At 61.5% G+C, this 19,497-nt stretch carries 18 protein-coding genes; 16 read left to right on the forward strand and 2 right to left on the reverse strand.

Going from position 1 to position 19,497, the window contains the following annotated elements; translation table 11 throughout:
* The 9 genes from YH62_RS06225 (at position 1) to YH62_RS06265 (ending at position 9,032) form a co-directional block, all read left to right on the forward strand.
* Positions 1-672, forward strand: a complete 672-nt coding sequence (locus YH62_RS06225) for a 4-carboxy-4-hydroxy-2-oxoadipate aldolase/oxaloacetate decarboxylase (protein WP_046793308.1) — start codon at positions 1-3, stop codon at positions 670-672.
* Positions 665-1,720: a 4-oxalomesaconate tautomerase gene (locus tag YH62_RS06230; protein WP_046793309.1), complete on the forward strand. Its 1,056-nt coding sequence runs from the start codon at positions 665-667 to the stop codon at positions 1,718-1,720. Before YH62_RS06225 ends, YH62_RS06230 begins: the two co-directional genes overlap by 8 nt.
* A gap of 37 nt (positions 1,721-1,757) precedes the next feature.
* Positions 1,758-2,618: an amidohydrolase family protein gene (locus YH62_RS06235; RefSeq protein ID WP_046793310.1), complete on the forward strand. Its 861-nt coding sequence runs from the start codon at positions 1,758-1,760 to the stop codon at positions 2,616-2,618.
* A 34-nt stretch (positions 2,619-2,652) separates the two neighbouring features.
* Positions 2,653-3,669 carry a tripartite tricarboxylate transporter substrate-binding protein gene (locus YH62_RS06240; protein WP_082118262.1) on the forward strand — a complete coding sequence of 339 codons (1,017 nt, stop codon included), beginning with the start codon at positions 2,653-2,655 and terminating at the stop codon, positions 3,667-3,669.
* A 198-nt stretch (positions 3,670-3,867) separates the two neighbouring features.
* A complete protein-coding gene (locus tag YH62_RS06245) occupies positions 3,868-5,394 on the forward strand; it encodes an ABC transporter substrate-binding protein (RefSeq protein WP_046793311.1) in 1,527 nt (508 codons plus the stop codon).
* Between the two features lie 79 nt (positions 5,395-5,473).
* A complete protein-coding gene (locus tag YH62_RS06250; protein ID WP_046793312.1) occupies positions 5,474-6,415 on the forward strand; it encodes an ABC transporter permease in 942 nt (313 codons plus the stop codon).
* Positions 6,415-7,287 carry an ABC transporter permease gene (locus YH62_RS06255; RefSeq protein ID WP_046793313.1) on the forward strand — a complete coding sequence of 291 codons (873 nt, stop codon included), beginning with the start codon at positions 6,415-6,417 and terminating at the stop codon, positions 7,285-7,287. The genes YH62_RS06250 and YH62_RS06255 overlap by 1 nt, the downstream gene beginning before the upstream one ends.
* 3 nt (positions 7,288-7,290) lie before the next feature.
* On the forward strand, positions 7,291-8,499 hold the full coding sequence (locus YH62_RS06260) for an amidohydrolase/deacetylase family metallohydrolase (protein WP_046793314.1): 1,209 nt from the start codon (positions 7,291-7,293) through the stop codon (positions 8,497-8,499).
* A 35-nt stretch (positions 8,500-8,534) separates the two neighbouring features.
* Entirely contained in the window at positions 8,535-9,032 is a 498-nt protein-coding gene (locus tag YH62_RS06265) for a RidA family protein (protein ID WP_046793315.1), read from the forward strand.
* A 10-nt stretch (positions 9,033-9,042) separates the two neighbouring features.
* Here YH62_RS06265 and YH62_RS06270 read toward each other — a convergent pair whose 3' ends face one another.
* Complete coding sequence (locus YH62_RS06270; RefSeq protein ID WP_046793316.1) at positions 9,043-9,876, reverse strand: IclR family transcriptional regulator; 834 nt, start codon at positions 9,874-9,876, stop codon at positions 9,043-9,045.
* A gap of 81 nt (positions 9,877-9,957) precedes the next feature.
* Here YH62_RS06270 and YH62_RS06275 point away from each other — a divergent pair, with 81 nt between their 5' ends.
* The 7 genes from YH62_RS06275 (at position 9,958) to YH62_RS29400 (ending at position 18,775) form a co-directional block, all read left to right on the forward strand.
* Complete coding sequence (locus YH62_RS06275; protein WP_046793317.1) at positions 9,958-11,154, forward strand: aminotransferase class V-fold PLP-dependent enzyme; 1,197 nt, start codon at positions 9,958-9,960, stop codon at positions 11,152-11,154.
* 32 nt (positions 11,155-11,186) lie between these two features.
* Complete coding sequence (locus YH62_RS06280) at positions 11,187-13,022, forward strand: ABC transporter ATP-binding protein (RefSeq protein WP_046793318.1); 1,836 nt, start codon at positions 11,187-11,189, stop codon at positions 13,020-13,022.
* A 612-nt stretch (positions 13,023-13,634) separates the two neighbouring features.
* Complete coding sequence (locus YH62_RS06285) at positions 13,635-16,391, forward strand: autotransporter domain-containing protein (RefSeq protein ID WP_046793319.1); 2,757 nt, start codon at positions 13,635-13,637, stop codon at positions 16,389-16,391.
* Positions 16,392-16,435: 44 nt separating this feature from the next.
* Positions 16,436-16,738: a hypothetical protein gene (locus YH62_RS06290; RefSeq protein ID WP_046793320.1), complete on the forward strand. Its 303-nt coding sequence runs from the start codon at positions 16,436-16,438 to the stop codon at positions 16,736-16,738.
* Positions 16,739-17,138: 400 nt separating this feature from the next.
* On the forward strand, positions 17,139-17,579 hold the full coding sequence (locus YH62_RS06295) for an SH3 domain-containing protein (RefSeq protein ID WP_046793321.1): 441 nt from the start codon (positions 17,139-17,141) through the stop codon (positions 17,577-17,579).
* A gap of 9 nt (positions 17,580-17,588) precedes the next feature.
* The gene (locus YH62_RS06300; protein ID WP_046793322.1) at positions 17,589-17,861 is read left to right on the forward strand and encodes a hypothetical protein; all 273 of its coding nucleotides are present in this window, start codon (positions 17,589-17,591) and stop codon (positions 17,859-17,861) included.
* A 179-nt stretch (positions 17,862-18,040) separates the two neighbouring features.
* Positions 18,041-18,775 (forward strand): DUF2865 domain-containing protein, encoded by a 735-nt coding sequence (locus tag YH62_RS29400; RefSeq protein ID WP_245282049.1) that lies wholly within the window; start codon positions 18,041-18,043, stop codon positions 18,773-18,775.
* Positions 18,776-18,840: 65 nt separating this feature from the next.
* Here YH62_RS29400 and YH62_RS06310 read toward each other — a convergent pair whose 3' ends face one another.
* The gene (locus YH62_RS06310; RefSeq protein ID WP_046793323.1) at positions 18,841-19,482 is read right to left on the reverse strand and encodes a ThuA domain-containing protein; all 642 of its coding nucleotides are present in this window, start codon (positions 19,480-19,482) and stop codon (positions 18,841-18,843) included.
* Between the last annotated feature and the right edge of the window lie 15 nt (positions 19,483-19,497).

Consider the following 19,497-nt stretch of genomic DNA (forward strand, 5'->3'; position numbering starts at 1 on the left):
ATGGGAATTGTGGTGCAGACCGTTGCGCGGGCCGAACAGTCGATCATCGACAGGCTGGGACAGGCGGGTGTTGCCACGGTGCACGAAGCTCAAGGCCGCAAGGGCGTGCTGGCAAGCTATATGCGCTCGATCTATGCCGGCGCGCAGATTGCCGGCTCGGCGGTGACGATTTCCGCGCCTCCCGGCGACAACTGGATGGTGCACGTCGCCATCGAGCAGCTGAAGCGTGGCGATATCCTCGTCCTTGCGCCGACCTCGCCCTGCGACAACGGCTATCTCGGCGATCTTCTGGCAACCTCCGCGATGGCGCGGGGCTGCCGGGGGCTGATCATCGATGCCGGCGTCCGCGATGTTCGCGACCTCACGGCCATGGGCTTCCCCGTCTGGTCGAAGGCCGTTTCCGCCCAGGGCACGGTGAAGGAGACGCTCGGTTCGGTAAACGTGCCGATCGTCTGTGCCGGGACCTATATCGAGGCAGGCGACGTGATCGTCGCCGATGACGATGGCGTCTGCGTCGTCAGGCGTGAGGAGGCCGAGACCGTGCTGGCGGCGGCGGAAAAGCGGCTCGCCAACGAAGAGGCAAAACGCACACGACTCGCCGCCGGCGAACTCGGGCTCGATATCTATGACATGCGGCCGGCACTTGCGGCGAAGGGGCTGAAATATGTCTGAGGACGGCATCCCCTGCCTCTGGATGCGCGGCGGCTCCTCCAAGGGAGCATACTTTCTGGCGAGCGATCTGCCCGCCAATCCGAAAGAGCGCGACGAGCTCTTGCTGCGGATCATGGGCTCGCCCGATCCGCGACAGATCGACGGGATCGGCGGCGCGGACCCGCTCACCTCCAAGGTGGCGGTCCTTTCTCCGTCCAGCCGCGACGATGCCAATGTGGACTATCTCTTCCTGCAGGTCTTCGTGGACCAGGCGCTGGTCAGCGATGCACAGGGCTGTGGCAATATCCTTGCAGGCGTTGGCCCCGCGGCCATCGAGCGCGGACTTGTCGCTGCGACGGACGATGAGACCGAAGTACGCATCCACATGCGCAATACCGGAGAGGTGGCCCTGGCGCGAGTGCAGACACCGGGCGGTCGGGTGAATTACAAGGGCACGGCGGAGATCGCGGGCGTTCCGGGCCGTCATGCGGCGGTGCCGCTCCTGTTCATGAATATTGCAGGTTCGATGTGCGGCGCGCTGCTCCCGACCGGCAATGCGGTCGACCTCATCGATGGCATCGAAGCAACGCTGATCGACAACGGCATGCCCTGCGTCGTCATGCGGGCCTCCGACTTCGGGATTTCCGGCAAGGAAAGCCGCGAAGAACTGGAGGCGGATACGGCGTTGAAGGCAAAGATTGAGGCGATCCGTCTGAAAGCGGGCCCAATGATGCGGCTCGGCGACGTGACGAAGGCTTCCGTTCCGAAGATGACGCTCGTTTCCGCGCCGGAACACGGCGGCGCGATCGCGACTCGGTCCTGGATACCGCATCGCGTCCACGCCTCGATCGGCGTGCTTGCCGCGGTGACGGTCGCGACCGCCACGCGTCTCGACAAGAGCCCGGCAGCCGAGCTGGCGCAAAGCCCCTCGGGCGGCCGCTATCTGGTGGAGCATCCGACCGGCTCGATGGAGGTCTTCCTGGATCTGGCCGAGGACGGTTCGATCCGTGGCGCAGGTACGGTCAGGACGGCGCGCAAGCTGTTCGAGGGAAAGGTTTTTCCCCGGTGAAAGCCGGGCTCAATCCACATGACGGGAGGCAATCACAATGACTTCGGCTCTCACTGCCAGCGAAACGCGGCGCAAACCGGATTTTATCCTGCCTGCCGGCGCCTGCGATGCCCATTGCCACGTGTTCGGCCCGGGTGCTGTCTTTCCCTATGCGCCGGGACGCAGCTACACCCCGGAGGACGCGCCGAAGGAGGCCCTGGCCGCACTTCACGATCGGCTGGGTATCGAGCGGGCGGTGATCGTCCAGGCAAGCTGCCACGGCACCGACAATCGGGCCATGCTCGACGCCATCGCGTGGCGGCCGGACCGCTATCGCGGGGTGGCGATCGTCGATGACAGTTTCGACGACCAGGCCTTTCAGCGGCTTGACGACGGCGGCGTGCGCGGCGTCCGGTTCAATTTTGTCCGTCACCTCGGCGGCGCGCCGGACATGGACGTCTTCAACAGGGTCATCGACCGGATCAAGGGACGCGGCTGGCATGTCGTGCTGCATCTCGACGGCGCCGACATCGTGCCTCTGTCGGAGATGATCCGCAGCTTGCCCGTTCCTTTCGTGATCGACCACATGGGGCGGGTCGACACCAGCCTCGGGACCGAGCAGCCGGCCTTTCAGGCGCTTCTGGAGCTCGTCAAACGGGAGAACTGCTGGATCAAGGTCTGCGGTTCGGAGCGGATCTCCCGCTTTCCTTTCGATGCGGCGGTGCCGTTCGCTCGCGCTCTCATCGAGGCAAGTCCGGATCGTACTCTGTGGGGCACGGATTTCCCGCATCCGAATCTCAAGGAGCCGGTGGACGAGGCCGATCTCGTGGATCTCGTGGTGCGCCTCACTGACGGGGAGGGCGCGCGTCGCCGGCTGCTCGTCGACAACCCCGCGCGGCTTTACGGCTTTGCCGCCTAAACGGCGGCCTGACAAAAAAATGGAGGAGGAGAAGATGTTCAATAGCATGGCAGAAAAGCCGGCAACGCTGTTCAGGCGTGCCTCTAACTTGGCGACGTCACTGGTCGTTGCGTCCGCTCTCGCATTGACCGCGCCGACGCTCGCATCGGCCGAAGGTTATCCGGAGCGGGACATCACCCTCGTTCTGCCGTTCGGGCCTGGCGGAATCGCCGATATCACGTCGCGCGTCGTTGCCGACGCACTCGGCAAGAAGCTCGGTCGGCAGATCGTCATCATGAACCAGCCGGGGGCGGCCGGTGCGGTTGCCGCGCGCGCGGCGCTCAACGCCCCGGCCGACGGCTATACGCTGGCGCTCCTTTCGAACGGCACGGCGATCAGCGTGCCGCTGTTCGAGAACCTCCAGTTCGATCCGATCAAGGATTTCGTGCCGGTATCGAGCCTTGCCTATTTCGATTTCGTCTTCGTCACCAAGGCGGGCGGCAAGTTCAAGACTCTCGCGGATGTTCTTGAGGCGGCGAAGGCCGAGCCCGGGGCGCTGAATGTCGGCACCATCAATGTCGGCAGCAGCCAGAATCTGGCCGCTGAACTCTTCAAGTCTACCTCGGGCATCGATTTCACTATCGTTCCCTACAAGGCCACCCCGGACCTTCTTGTCGCCCTGCTCGGAGACGAACTCGACGTCATCATCGATAGCCAGACGGCGCTGAAGGCAGCGCTGACGCAGGGTCAGGCGGTCGCCGTCGCATCCTCCGGTCCGACCCGTTCGATCCTGCTGCCCGACGTTGCTACGGCACAGGAGCAGGGGGTGAACGGTTTCGACGTCACCTCATGGAACGCCATCTTCGCACCGACCGGCACGCCGCAGGACGTGGTCGACAAGCTGAACGTGACGCTGGTGGAGGTGCTCGCCGATCCGGCTATCCAAAAGCGCTTCGCCGAGCTCGGGGTGGAAGCCCGCTCCAGCAAGCCACAGGAGATTGGCGCCCGCCTGGAAGCCGACATCGGAAAATGGTCGGCAGTCATCGAAAAGGCAGGCATTCCGAAGCAGTGATTCCATCCTCTTCGGGATTAAAACAGGAAATCTGCGCATGAACTCGGCGGCCGTCACGACGGTCGCCGAGCCTTTTTCTTTTTCGAACTGCGCCGGCAGCAGCCTGCCGCAGCGAAGTGATTGACACCTCTTCCAGCTTCGCTATTCTGTTATAAAGTCGCTTATAACATAATAGTGGAACTCAACTGGGAGACTGACATGAAATTGAAACTTGCTTTCCTTGCGGCCACGGTGCTCCTCACCGCGCCCTCCATGCTTCTTGCTCAGGAAAAGGGCGGCATCATCAATGTCGCGACGATCGGAGAACCGCCGACGCTCGATCCGATGTCCTCGACGGCGGACCTCGTCGGCATCGTCACCCAGCACATCTTCGAAACGCTCTACACCTTCGACAAAAGCTGGAAGGTAACGCCGCTTCTGGCGGAAAGCCTGCCCGAAATCAGCGCGGACGGAAAAACCTACACGATCAAGCTGCGCACCGGCATCACGTTCCATGACGGCACCGACATGACCTCCGAAGACGTGGTGGCGTCGCTCAACCGTTGGACCAAGCTTGCTTCGCGCGGAAAGCAGGCGGTCGGCTTCATCGAATCGACCGAAGCGCCCGACGCCTCCACCGTGGTGATCAAGCTGAAGCAGGCCTATGCACCGCTCACCTCACTGCTTGCCTTCAACAACTCCGCCGCCATCATCATTCCCTCGGAAAAGCAGGCCGAGCCGATGACCGACTTCGTCGGTACTGGTCCCTACATGCTGAAGGAGCGCAAGGCTGACCAGTATATCCAGCTTGCCCGCTTCGATGGCTACAAGTCGCGCGATGGGGAGAGCGACGGCTATGGCGGCGCGCGCCACCAGTATCTCGATGAAATCCGCTTCGTCCCCGTCCCTGATCCCAATACCCGCCTCGAGGCGGCGGTCTCCGGGCAGTACGAATATGTCGATTCCATCGCGGTCGAGTCCTTCGACAGGCTGAAATCCTCCTCCGCCTCGCAACCCGTCCTGCTGAAGCCGTTCGGCTATCCGGTCTTCGTCTTCAATACGGCCGAAGGCGTCGCGAAGAACGTCGAAATCCGCAAGGCCATCCGTCAGGCGCTCAGCATGGAAGACATGATGGCGGCCGCTTTCGGCGGTACGGATTTCTACACGGCCGATGGAAAAATCTATCCGGAGAATTTCGTCTGGAGCACGGATGCCGGAGTCGAGGGCAATTATAACCTGGCCGATCCGGAAGGGGCGGCCGAGGCCGCCAAGGCAGCCGGTTACAATGGCGAACCGATCCGCATCCTGACGAGCCGTCAGTACGAGTTCCACTACAAGATGGCGCAGGTCGCCGCCGAATATCTGAAACTCGCCGGCTTCACGGTGGACATGCAAGTCGTCGACTGGGCGACGCTGACCCAGCGCCGCGCCGACAAGGGGCTCTGGGACATCTATATCAGCCACAGCCCGTTCCTGCCGGAACCGGCTCTCATCGGGTCGCTTTCGACCAGTTCGCCGGGCTGGTGGGATACGCCTGCCCGCAAGGCGGCCGTGGATGCCTTCACGGCGGAGGTCGATCCGGACAAGCGCATCGAGCTCTGGGCTGAGGTCCAGAAGGCGATCTATGCCGACGTCCCGTTCATGAAGATCGGCGATTTCAACGCGGTTTCGGCCAAGTCGAACAAGCTTGAGGGCGTCGATCCGGCCCCATGGCCATATTTCTGGAACGCTTCGATCTCGAAGTAAGCAAGACCGAAGCGGGCGCCGGTACTTCGGTGCGGCGTCCGCCTCCTTTGATGCCTTCCGGACAGCGGAAAACGTATTCATGATACGATACATTCTTCAGCGCCTTGCCGGCATGATTGTCGTGATGTTCCTGGTCGTCACGATCGTTTTCGTGATCGTGCGTGTCACCCCCGGCGATCCGGCGGCCGTGATGCTCGGCCCCGACGCGACGCCGCAGGATATCGCCGATCTGCGCACGCGCCTCGGGCTCGATCAGTCGCTCGTCATCCAGTACGTCCTCTATATCGGGCAGTTGCTGAAGGGCGATCTCGGCCAGTCGATATTCCTCAACATGCCGGTGACTTCTGCGCTTTTGGAGCGGGCGGAGCCGACCTTCTTCCTCACGATTTTCTCGCTTGCGATCGCCAGCGTGATCGCGCTGCCGATCGGCATCTATGCCGCCTATCGGCGCGGTTCCTTCGTCGACCAGGCGGCGACCACCATCGCCATGCTGGCGGCCAGCATCCCGAGCTTCTGGCTCGGCCTGATCCTGATGCAGTTCTTCGCAGTCCGGCTCAACATCTTTCCGGTATCCGGCTATGGCGGTCCCGGCACGTCGTTCATCGGACGCATGTACCACCTGACGCTGCCGGCATTCGCGCTCGGTCTCGTCTCGTCGGCGCTCATCCTGCGCTTCACCCGCGCCTCTATGCTCGATGTGCTCGGCGACGATTATATCCGCACCGCCCGCGCTAAGGGGTTGATCGAACGGCGCGTGGTTCTGAAGCACGCGTTAAAGAATGCGCTGATCCCGATCCTGACTGTGATCGGACTGACGGCCGCCGTGCTGATATCCGGCGCGGTTGTCACCGAGACGGTCTTCGGTCTGCCGGGCGTGGGCAATCTTGTGGTCTCGGCCGTGCTACGCCGCGACTATCCCGTCATTCAGGGAGCACTGCTGGTGATTGCCGGTCTCTATGTCCTCATCAATTTCGCGATCGACATGCTCTATCTGCTCGTAGATCCAAGGGTGCGCTACTGATGACGGAAGTTGTTTCCACAAAGCCGGCCGCAAGCGAGGGATCGAAGTTCCTCCGCCGCTTCGTCAAGCGCAAGACGGTGGCGGTCGGTCTCCTCATCCTGGCAGTCTTCGTTCTGCTCGCTGCCTTCGCGCCGCTGATCGCACCCTATTCGCCGTCGAAACTATCGATCGTGAACCGGCTGAAGCCGCCGAGCGAAATGTTCTGGTTTGGCACCGACGAGTTCGGCCGCGACGTCTTCTCGCGCACCATCTATGCCGGCCGGCTGTCGCTGCTGGTGGGCGCCGCCGTGGTGGTGCTCTCGGCCGCAATCGGCGTCACGCTCGGCCTGCTTGCCGGCTTCTTCAAGCGGCTCGACACGCCGATCGCTCGCCTCATCGATGCGATGATGGCCTTTCCCGACATTCTGCTCGCAATCGCGTTGGTCGCAGCACTGGGTCCTTCGTTGACGACCGTCATTGTCGCGCTCTCGGTCGTCTACTCGCCGCGGCTGGCGCGCATCGTGCGCGCCTCGACGCTGGTGATCCGTGAACTGCCCTATGTGGAGGCTGCCCAGGCGCTCGGCATATCGACATTCCACATCATGACGCGGCACGTCTTGCGCAACCTGATGTCGCCGATCCTCGTTCAGGCGACCTTCCTGTTCGCCAGCGCCATGCTTGCCGAAGCCGGGCTTTCCTTCCTGGGGCTCGGCGTCAGCCCCGAGATTCCGACCTGGGGAACCATGATCTCCGCCGGCCGCCAGTATATCGGGCAGGCCGACTGGATGACCTATTTCCCCGGCTTCGCCATCATTCTTTCCGTGCTCTCGCTGCAGATGGTCGGCGACGGCTTGCGGGACATGCTCGACCCAAGACTGCGAAGGGATTTGTAAATCATGACATCCGGAGATCAGGCGAAACCGCTTCTCCTCGCTAATGTGAAGCCGATGGCGTTCGGCGCCAATGCGCCGGCCGGCGCGACCGACATCCTGGTCGGCACCGACGGCAAGATTTCCGCAATCGGGCAGTCGCTCGCCGCACCAGCCGACGCGATCCGCATCGATGCCAAGGGCGCTTTCCTCTCGCCGGGCTGGGTCGATCTGCACGTGCATATCTGGCACGGCGGCACGGACATCTCGATCCGGCCTTCCGAGTGCGGCGCCGAGCGTGGTGTGACGACGCTGGTCGATGCCGGTTCCGCCGGCGAGGCGAATTTCCATGGCTTTCGCGAATATATCATCGAGCCCTCCCGTGAGCGCATCAAGGCCTTCCTGAACCTCGGTTCCATCGGTCTGGTCGCCTGCAACCGGGTGGCCGAACTTCGCGATATCCGCGATATCGACCTAGACCGCATCCTCGAATGCTATGCGGAGAACAGCGAGCACATCGTCGGCCTCAAGGTGCGCGCGAGCCATGTCATCACCGGATCCTGGGGCGTGACGCCGGTCAAGCTCGGCAAGAAGATCTCCAAGATCTTGAAGATACCGATGATGGTGCATGTCGGCGAACCGCCGGCGCTTTACGACGAAGTGCTCGAAATCCTCGGGCCCGGCGACGTCGTCACCCATTGCTTCAACGGCAAGGCCGGCTCGAGCATCATGGAAGACGAGGATCTGTTCAATCTCGCCGAACGCTGCGCCGGAGAGGGTATCCGCCTCGATATCGGCCATGGCGGAGCCTCTTTCTCCTTCAAGGTTGCGGAAGCGGCGATCGCACGCGGTCTCCTGCCGTTTTCGATCTCCACCGACCTGCACGGCCATTCGATGAACTTCCCGGTCTGGGACCTGGCAACCACCATGTCCAAGCTGCTCTCGGTCGGTATGCCTTTCGACAAGGTCGTCGAAGCGGTCACCCATGCGCCGGCCTCCGTCATCAAGCTTTCGATGGAAGACCGCCTTTCGGTCGGACAACGGGCGGATTTCACGATCTTCGACCTGGTAGACGCGGATCTAGAGGCGACCGATTCCAATGGGGACGTCTCCCGCCTGACGAAGCTGTTCGAGCCGCGCTATGCCGTCATTGGCGCCGAGGCCGTCGCCGCCAGCCGCTACGTCCCGAGGGCCCGGAAATTGGTGCGTCACAGCCATGGCTATTCCTGGCGCTGATGCAGCAATCCTAATTTTCATAACGAGGAATTTGCGTGAAACACTCTTCCACCTACGCAGAGCCGGAACAGGCGACGCCCTATCAAAGGCTCGCCTCCCTCGGCATAGAACTTCCCCCTTCTCCACCACCGATTGCCAATTTCGTGACGCATGTCCGCGAGGGCAATCTGCTCTACCTCTCAGGCCAGGGACCTCGCGAGGCAGACGGCCACCTCCATTCGGGCAAGGTGGGAAGCGAAGTGGGCGTCGATCAGGCCTATCAGCACGCACGGCTGACGGGTATCAACCTGCTTGCGGTCATGCATGATGCGCTGGGCGATCTTTCCCGCGTCAAGCGGGTGGTCAAGCTGCTCGGCATGGTCAATGCCGTTCCGCAGTTCGAGGATCATCCGAGCGTCATCAACGGCTGCTCGGATCTGTTCATCGAAGTGTTCGGGGTTGCCGGCCAGCATGCCCGCTCCGCTGTCGGTTTCGGCTCGCTGCCCGGCAATATCACCGTCGAGATAGAAGCGATCGTCTCGCTGAGGGACTAACGGGATGAGATCAGTGGTTGCGCCAGCCCATCACCTTTTCGATCCGCTCGGCGGAGGCGCGGACGTGCTCGGTGTAGTGGTTTTCGTCAGAGAAGACCTTCTGCTCCGGCAGCACGATGGAAATGGTAGCTACGCAATGGCCGCTTCGGTCGCAGACCGGCGAGGCGATGCAGGCGACGGCATAATCGGATTCAGCGACTTGGATCGACAGGCGCTCCTGGAATGCGCTCCCAGCGGCGTCCGAGAGCGTCTTGGCATCGATTTCCGCCCGACCGGTCGGCGAGGTGCGGGCACAGCGCTTGAAGAGTTCGATACGTTCGGCTTCGGGGAGATGCCCGACCAGAAGCCGACCCGATGCCGTCCAGTTGAGCGGCACGCGGGTTCCAACGCGCGACGCGACCTGAAAATGGCTCGGCCCGTCCGCCATGGCCAGCACCAGCATGTGGTCGCCGTCGCGTCCGCAGAGCTGCACCGTTTCGCCAGCTTGGCGGCAAAGATCATGCATTTCGTGGGTAGCAACGCTCATGAAGTCGAGCGATCGGGCATAGGCGAGCCCGTAATGATAGAGCCGAGCGCCAAGCCAGAGAGAGCCGTCGGCGTTGCGCGCCAGCATGTTCTTTTCCACCAGATCGTCGATGATGACATACACGGTGGAAAGCGGCGCGCCGATCGCCTTGGCGATCGCGTAGGCGCCGGCTGGCGCGCCGGTCTCGTAGAGATAATCAATCACCTGCAGTGCGCGATCAATGCCGCTCACGCGCGAGCGGCGCGTGGCTGGAGGCTTGCGATCCCCTTCGGAGGCTATTGCCGATGATGTCTTCGCGCCCAATTCAACGCTCCTCATTCTATTTGAGGAGGTTATTACATTATTATGGCATAGCTGTCGATGGGAATCCTCGAGCTGCCGTCACTGAGGAGAAACTGAATGTCCGATGATATCCGCCCTTCGATTGGCCTGCGGCCGGTGATCAACGTATCCGGCACGATGACGAGCCTCGGGGCATCGATCGTGGTGCCGGAGGCGATTGCGGCCATGTCGGCCATCCTACCGCAATTCGTGGAGATCAATGACCTGCAGCGCAGGGCGAGCGCCGTCATCGCACGGCTCACGGACGGCGAGGCGGGGTTTATCACGGCCTCCTGCTCGTCCGGTATCAGTCTGGCCGTCGCCGGCGCGATCACGGACGACAACCTCCTGGCAATCGAGAAGCTGCCGGATGTCACGCCGGAGAAGAACGAAGTCATCGTGCAGACGGGCCATGTGGTGAGCTATGGCGCGCCGGTGGATCAGGCGATCCGGCTGGGCGGCGGCAAGGTGGTGCTGATCGGCCAGGCGACCTCGACGCACCGCTTCCACATGGAAAACGCCATCAACGAAAAGACGGCTGCTGCCGTCTACGTCGTTTCCCATCACGTCGTCGATTACGGATTGCTGCACCTTACCGAATTCGTCGAGATTGCCCATGCGAAGGGCGTGCCGGTCATCGTCGATGCGGCGTCCGAATACGATCTCAAGCTTTTCCTGGCGCAGGGTGCCGATATCGTGCTCTATTCCGGGCACAAGTTTCTCGGCGGCCCGACCTCCGGCATCGTAGCTGGCAAAAAGGAACTGGTGCGGCACGCATTCCTGCAGAACATGGGCATCGGCCGGGGCATGAAGGTCGGCAAGGAAAGCATCTACGGCGTCATGGCGGCGCTGGAAGCCTGGGAAAAGCGTGACCATGCCGGCATCCGTGAGCGCGAGACCAGCTATCTCAACCTTTGGAAAAAGACGCTCGATGGCCGTCCGGGCGTGACTGCGCTGATCGAGCCGGACCCGACCGACAACCCGCTCGACCGCATGCGCGTGATCGTCACGCCGGCGGAAGCGCATATCACGGCCTGGGATCTGGCGGCGGCGCTCGCCCGCGGCAACCCGCCGGTAATCGTTCGCGACCACGAGGTGGAGCACAACCACTTCTACCTCGACCCCTGCAACCTGCATCCCGGCCAGGAAATGGTCGTCGCACAGAGACTGACCGAAGAACTCGACAAGGCGCGTGCCTCCAACGAGATCATCGCCACGCCCATCGAAGAACGAAGCCGCCACCGCTTCGACAGCCTTCTGCGCTGGCCGGATTGAGTCTCGGCCAACAAAGAACAAGGGGAACGATCATGAGCAACACGCAAGCCGAGCCCGTTTCGACCGCCGAACCGGTCTTGTCGGTCGAAAACCTCACCACCTCGTTTTTGGTGGATGGCGAATGGAAGCCGGTGGTGCGCGACGTTTCCTTCTCCGTCGCGCCCGGCGAGACGGTTGCCATTGTCGGCGAAAGTGGCTCGGGAAAGAGCGTGACATCGCTTTCGATCATGCGGCTGCTGCAGGAGGATTCGAGCCGTATCGACGGCAGGATCATGCTCGGCGGCCGTGACCTGTTGACGCTTCCCGAGCACAAGATGCGCAAGGTCCGCGGCAACGAGGTCGCGATGATCTTCCAGGAGCCGATGACGAGCCTCAATCCGCTCTTCACTATCGGCGACCAGATTTCCGAGGCGCTTCTGTGCCACAAGGCCATGTCGAAGGCGGAGGCTAAGGCTGAGACCGTCAGGCTCCTCGAAAAGGTGCGCATTCCCTCGGCTGCTTCACGTTTCGACGAATATCCGCACCGCTTCTCAGGCGGCATGCGCCAGCGCGTGATGATCGCCATGGCACTCGCCTCGAAGCCTAAACTCCTGATCGCCGACGAGCCGACGACGGCGCTCGACGTGACGATCCAGGGGCAGATCCTCGACCTCATCAAGATGTTGCAGGAGGAGGAAGGGACCTCCGTTCTCTTCATCACTCACGACATGGGCGTGGTGGCCGAGATCGCCGACCGGACGGTGGTCATGTATCGCGGCGAGCAGGTCGAGACCGGAGCGACGCCCGACATCTTCCATCGCGGCAGGCATCCCTATACGCGGGCGCTTCTTTCGGCCGTTCCGGTTCTGGGCTCGATGCAGCGATATGAACGGCCGCTGCGCTTTCCTGTGGTCAACCCAGCCACGGGCGCTTCCGATACGCCGGTCGAAGTGCCGGATACCGTCGCCAAAGGAAAGCCGATCCTTGAAGTGAAGAACCTCACCAAGCGTTTCGACATCCATTCCGGTCTGTTCGGGCGCTTGAGCGGACGGGTGCATGCGGTCGAGGACGTTTCGTTCGATCTCCATGCCGGCGAAACGCTCTCGCTTGTGGGGGAGAGCGGTTGCGGCAAATCCACCACCGGACGAGCGATCATGAGGCTCATCGAACCGGATGGCGGCTCGGTGATCGCCGACGGCAAGGACGTTCTCGGTCTCGATAAGCATGGCATGCGAGGAATGCGAAGGACGATCCAGATGATTTTCCAGGATCCGTTCGCCTCGCTCAATCCGCGCATGACTGTCGGTCAGGCGATTGCGGAGCCCTTCCTGGAGCACAGGATGGGCACGGCGAAGGAGGCCCGGGAGGTGACTGCGGAGATGCTGCACAAGGTCGGCCTGTCTCCCGACATGGCACGTCGCTATCCGCACGAGTTTTCCGGTGGGCAACGGCAGCGCATCTGCATCGCGCGGGCGCTCGCCCTTCAGCCGAAGGTGATCGTCGCCGACGAAAGCGTCTCGGCACTGGACGTATCCATCAAGGCGCAGGTCATCAACCTCATGCTCGATCTGCAGCAGAGCCTCGATCTGGCCTTCCTGTTCATCAGCCATGATATGGCCGTGGTGGAGCGGGTAAGCCATCGGGTCGCGGTCATGTATCTGGGCGAGATCGTCGAGATCGGCCCGAGGGCAGCGGTCTTCGGCAATCCACAGCACGAATACACGAAGAAGCTCATGGCCGCGGTTCCCGTGCCCGATCCCGATCGCCGCCGCGAGAAGCGCATGGCTACGAACGAGGAGTTGAAGAGCCCTATCCGCCCCGTGGATTATGAGATCCGAACACGGCCGTACCGGGAGGTATCAGCCGGACATCTCGTAGCCGCGGATTAAGATAGGAAAACCAGAGCCGACCGAGGTCGTTGAAGCCTCCGACAGCAAGATCGGCGGCTTATGAGACCTATCCCTTTGATGATGGATCGAAAAAGAGCAGCATGCCTGCGCGCTGATCTTTGGTCTTCGGTGGCTAGTCTCGGACAGCTGCCTTGTTTTCGACGTTAATGAGGCCAGAATTTGAGCGGCGTCATCACATTTCTGTGATTGGAGCTGGGGATGAGGGCATTACCTGGCCGAAGAGCCATAAACATCGAATTGGCCTCTTTGAATAAAATCAAAAAAGAAAATTAGAGAATGCTCGATTTCTCTGATTTTGCATTGAGTTCCAATGGTCTGTGGAAATATGTTTCCGCTTCGATTTGATACAAATTGTTGCGCTCTTCGGCACAATAAAGCGTTTGTCTTGGCTAACGCTTACTCTCATTAATTGTTTGCATACTGCATCATCAAGCCGAACTTCTCTTTTTACATTGGCTTCCTACCATCTCCTATGGTCGTAAGATCTCTGCTGGTCGCGGCTCAGGGTTGCGAATCTGTCATACCTATGGCGTACTCAGAACCGTCAGAGGGAATTGGCTGGGAAAGCATTTCAATTTGACAGGGGAGACGATGAACAATCGTACCGAGTTGCAAGGCCTGAAGCGGTTCCTGCTTTCCGGGAGCTGCCTGGTATCCGGCGTAATCCTTTTCTACTCAGAGCCTGTCAGTGCCGCGTGCACCTTTGCTCCGCCAGTGGGAGACGATACCTACACCTGTGACAGCGGCATATCGGTCGGGGGGCTGACAGATCCCGCCGGCAACAACACGCTGCTTCTTCCCAGCGGCGGCACAGGGACGATTGCCGGCGACGTTACATTCGGACCTGGGGCCGACAGGATCGAAATTCATTCGGGTACCATAGACGGCGCCGTGGTCCAGGGCGACGGCAACGACGCCTTCGTGATTTCCGGCGGCACCGTCACCGGCAATGTGCAGCAGGGTAGCGGCATAGACGATTTCCGGATGACGGGCGGAACCATCCAGTCCCTCAACCAGGGCGACAATCTCGACACTTTCTTCATGTCCGGTGGGCGCATCATCGATGCCTTCGATGACGGCGATGTCGCCACCATGACGGGTGGCCGCATCGGCCGCGTCAACATGAAGCTCGACGACAACATTTTCGATATGTCGGGTGGGACGATCGACCGCAACCTGGTCACCGGCTTCGGCAACGACACGATCATTCTTTCGGGCGGTACGATCGGCGGCAATATCAGCGTCAGCGGTGGAACCGACAGCGTGACTGTGACCGGCGGCACGGTCGGCGGCAATGTGATGCTCAGCTTCGGCAACGATAGGTTCGACTGGAACGGCGGCGGCATCATCTATGGTGCGATCGATCTCGGCGGGGATAACGATACCGCCACACTCACCAACCTGACGAATTCCCATATCGGCGCAACCACGCAGATAACCGGCGGCGCCGGCACAGACGGCTTGACGATGAACAACGTCAAGACCGCAGGCGTAGCCCGCTTCGACAGCTGGGAAACGATCGACCTCACCAATGATACGGAACTGGTATTCGACGGCACCATGGTGCTTGGCGACGCCGGCACCGGCACCGGCACGCTGACGGTCGATTCCGCCAGCACCGTCTATGGCGGCGGTGCCAACGGCGGGATAGCCTCCTTCACGGCGGGAGCACTCGTCAATATGGTGAATGGCGGTCGGATCGATCTCACCAATGGTGGCGCCAGCACTTCGGATACGTTCACTGTCATGGGCAATTACACCGGCAACGGTGGCCAGATCTTCCTCGATACCGTTCTCGGCGACGATGCCTCGGCTTCCGACAAGCTGGTCATCGACGGAGGGCTTGCCTCCGGAAGCACGGGAATGAACGTGGTCAATGCCGGAGGCGCGGGCGCGCGCACGACCGCGGACGGCATCATGGTCGTCGAGGCCGTGAACGGCGGCACCACGGCGGGCGGTGCATTTGCGCTCAACAGCCGCGTTGCTGCCGGCGCCTACGAATATTACCTGTTCAAGGGCGGTGTTTCGGCCGGAACTCAAGACAATTGGTATCTCCGCTCGACGATCGTGTCCGGGAGCGGAGCGATCGCCGGGGCCCCGAGCCCGGTTGAACCGAATACCACGCCGCAATCCGAGGAGCCCGATATCGTCGAGGCACCCCCGCCTTCGGAACTGCCCCCCACGCCCTTGCCGACCGAGGGAGACGCGACGACGGACCCGACGGACCCGACGCCTCCCGTCAATGCCGGGGATCCGCAGCCGGAAGCTCCACCCCCACCGCCGGCGGCGGCCGCGGCAGATCCGCCGCCACCGCCGCCTGCGCCGCCCACCACGCCTGCATTATCAGCCGTACCGCCTACCCCGGGGGCTACGCCGGTGATCGCCGACGTCGTGCCGCTCTACCGGATCGAGGTTCCCACCTATTCGGCCGTGCCGCCGATCGCCCAATATCTGGCGCTGTCGACGCTCGGTACCTTCCATGAACGGCGCGGCGAACAAGCCTTGCTCCATGGTGGTGGATGGATGCCTACCACATGGGCGCGCACCTTCGGCCAGAACACCGAATTGGAGTGGGACGGAACCGTTCTGCCCAGTTTCGACGGCAATCTCTTCGGCTTCCAGGCGGGCCAGGACCTGTTCGGCCGCGAGACCGAGGATGGGCATTTCGACCGCTTCGGCCTTTTCTTCGGTTATTCCAAGATGAGTGGCGACATCAAGGGGCAGGCGCTGGGTTGGAACAACCTCTCCGTGGGCGATGTGGACGTCAGCGGAACCAGCCTGGGTGGCTATTGGACCCATATCGGGCCGCAGGGCTGGTATCTCGATGCCATTCTCATGGGCACGTGGTTCGGTGGCGACGCCACCTCCAGGGCAGGCGAATCGCTCGATATCGACGGGACCGGCGTCGCGGCCTCTCTCGAGGGCGGCTATCCGGTCGCGCTTAGCGAGGATTGGACACTGGAACCGCAAGGCCAGATCATCTGGCAGCATATTTCCCTGGACGATTCATCCGACAGCTTCTCCTCCGTATCGTTCGACTCCGACAACGCCTTCACCGGGCGGCTCGGCGTCCGGCTACAGGGGAACTATCAGACCAGTGCCGGTCGCATTCAGCCCTATCTCAAGGCGAATATCTGGCACAACTTTTCCTCCGACCAGACGGTCCGCTTCGGTGACGATTCCATCGTCACCGAGATCGGCGGAACGTCGCTGGAAGTCGGAGGAGGCGTGGTCGCCAGCCTGACTGAGAGGGTCAGTCTATACGCGACCTTGGATTATACGACCAATCTAGGCGGTGAAAGGACGCGCATCTTCGAAGGGAATATCGGTCTTAACATTAAGTGGTAATCCGCTGGCGGTCAGCGGATTGAGCGACCATAACGGAGGAATCCATGGAAGCTATTATCGCACAGTTGATTGGTGGTGTTCTCGGCGGAACGGCCGGTGGCAAAGTTGTTCCGAGCTCTGATCTGGGAGGCATCGGTAACCTGATTGCCGGCGCGGTCGGAGGTGTCGGCGGGGGCCAGTTGCTCGGCGCTCTGCTTGGCGGGGCGACGGGTGCGGCAACCGGTGACGCCGCGGCGGGATTCGATATCGCCGCCCTGGCAGGCCAGTTCGTCGGCGGTGGCGTGGCCGGCGCCGTTGTTCAGATCGTTGTCGGTCTGATCAAGAACAGACTGGTGGCGCGCTCCTGAGACCAGCCGCGCAAACGGTTCGGGAACTCTGCTTCCCGAACCGTGCAGGCTGACACGTGCCGTGCAGCGGTTTGCGGTTGCGGCATAGGTAAACACAAAGGCTTAAGGCGCGGGAAAACGCATCCGAGGGATCGCGCGCGCTTTGGGTTCGATTGGTTATTCTGATTGCTGATTTCATGGCTCCCGACTTCGTCAAGAAGTCGGGTGGGTAAACTCGCTCCTGAAAATCACCGAGGAGTGCACTGCATTGGCGACACGATTTTACTCCGCGGCAAACGCGGCCTGAAGCGCAGATCGAGAAAATTGCCGTATCGACGGAATTTCCGCCGCTCACGGACCATGATTGCTGGCTTGCAGAGCATTGACGAGGTCAATGCGAAGCGTAACCCGAGGAAAGACGATGCGGACGAAAAACATTGCGGCAATGCTTGCCCTACTGCTGGGGATCTCGCTTCCCTCGCTGGCGGAGGCGGCCAATGCCTATGCCACGGGCAACGTGAACATGAGAACCGGCCCGGGCACGCAATACGGCCGCGTGGGCACCATTCCCGCTGGCGCGACGCTCACCATCCGTGGTTGCCTGAACGGCTATAGCTGGTGCGAGGTGACCTTTGCCGGTATGCGGGGTTGGGCTTCCAGCAACTATCTCCAGGCCACCTACCAGAACCGGCGCCGGCCGATTATCCACATCGGTCCGGTGATCGGACTACCGATCATCGTGCATAGGCCGCGTCCGCCGCATTGGGGAGGGCATCGCCCGCGACCACCGCATTGGGGTCATCGCCCGCGTCCGCCACACTGGGGTCATCGTCCGCGTCCCCCGAGGCCGCAACCTCGTTGAGGCGGGCTAATGCACGGGAACAAACATCTCGCGAATGCGGCGCGAGCGCTCTCCCTGTCAGACAGGGAGATCGCCCACCGGCTCGGCCTGTCGGTCGCTGTCTTGAGATCGGTCGATGGCGCCGCATCGCCTGAATATCTCCGTCTTGCCCTTGCGGCGCTCGTGGTGGGGCTTGATCCGGATGTCGTGCTCAAGTCCGATGCGGTTCCCTCGCTTCCCGTTCAGAAGGGGAGGGAGCCCATCGGGCATCAATCCCTCAATATTCCGAGTGGTAGCCAATGAAACGGTTCTGGTCTGCAGCGTTCCTGGTTTTGCTTCCGCTGCTCATCGGCCAGACGGCAGCGCAGGCCCAAAGCTGTGGCTCCGCCCGGAGCCCATCGGACGGTTCAGGAAGCGAAAGGGTTGCGCAGTTGCAAAGACAGCTTGCTGCAGTTCGCGCCATTGAGCGCAAGCGGCAGTGCATGTCGGAAAAGTCGCAAGGTGGATTTTTCAACGCGTGCCGCGACCTTGCCAATCAGAGGCGCAGGGTGGAAGCAGCACTCGGTGCTGCGCGTGGAGGCAGTTTTGCCCGCAGTTTCGAAAACTGCCGCACCTCGGCGCGGCAGCAGGCAAGACAGCGGCAGCCGACCGAGGCGACAGCAAAAGGCGCACAAGCGCCACAACAACAGAAATCAACGCTTAAAAAATACGGCAATGTCGTTAGGCCCGGCAAGGCCATGCTCTATTGCGTGCGCCTGTCTGACGGCTATCTGTTCCCTGCGCCGAACTCCCAATTCGTCAGCAGCGATGCGGCGGAAGCTGTTTTGCGTCAATGCCAGTACATCTGCGAGGACCAGGCAATGGATGTCTATGTCCTGGAAGGTTCCGATCTCGAGACGGACCAGATGATCTCGATCCGGAGCAAGACGAGCTACAAGGATCTCCCGCGGGCCTTCATGTATCGCAGCCAGGAAAATTTCCAGAAATGCGACTGGAACCGCTATGTCGACCGCATCCACGAGCTCCAAATGACCCAGATGATGTCCGAGAACATGGAGGATGTTTCCGTACCTGTGCCGGAAAGCCGCCCGGAATCGGACGAAGACGAAATATCGACGGAAGCGACGGCAAGTATAACGGCAGATCGGCCTTTGATCGACCGGCCGATCAGGATCATAGGTACTCCCTTCCTGCCCGCGCAGTCTTCGGCTCAGTAAAAGACGAATTGCCGGCTTTCGCCGGCAATCAGGTCATCCAGCGATATGAGCCGTTCGCCGTTGATCTAGCGCGCGGCCCAATTGGCGCCCCGGCGGAAAATGGACTTCATCTGCGGGATGTCGAATTCCTTCGCCTGATGGCCCAGCGAGGAATAGAAGACGCGACCTTTTCCGTATTTCCGCTTCCAGGCGACCGGCATGACCACGCCATCGATCCAATAGGCATGTTCCCCGGTAAAGGTGGTCGTCGCCAGCACCTCGTTGGAAGGATCGACGTGCATATAATATTGCTCGGACGTGTAGGGAAAATCCGTGATGCCCTCCATGATCGGGTCGTCAGGGCGAGTCACGTTGACCGTATAGTCGATGATGTTGCCTGGATGGGCGACCCATTGGCCGCCGATGATGAACTGGTAGTCGACGGATTCGCGGAATGCGTCTCCCGCACCGCCGTGATAGCCTGCAATGCCAACGCCGCCTTCCACCGCGGCTGCGAGGTTCTTCACCTCTTCCTTCTCGATCTTGGACATGGTCATGATCGGCACGATCAGGCTCAAATCGTGAACCGACGGATCGGCAAAGGCTTCGGTACTGTGCTCCAGATAGACCTTGAAGCCGTCTTCCTCGAGCATGTCCTTGATGATTGCCGCGCATTCCTGCGGTTCGTGGCCGCTCCAGCCGCCCCAGACGATCAATGCTTCCCGCATGTTTTCCTCCTCAAC

The sequence above is a fragment of the Rhizobium sp. LC145 genome, assembly GCF_001005825.1.
In the GTDB taxonomy this organism is placed as follows: Bacteria; Pseudomonadota; Alphaproteobacteria; order Rhizobiales; family Rhizobiaceae; genus Neorhizobium.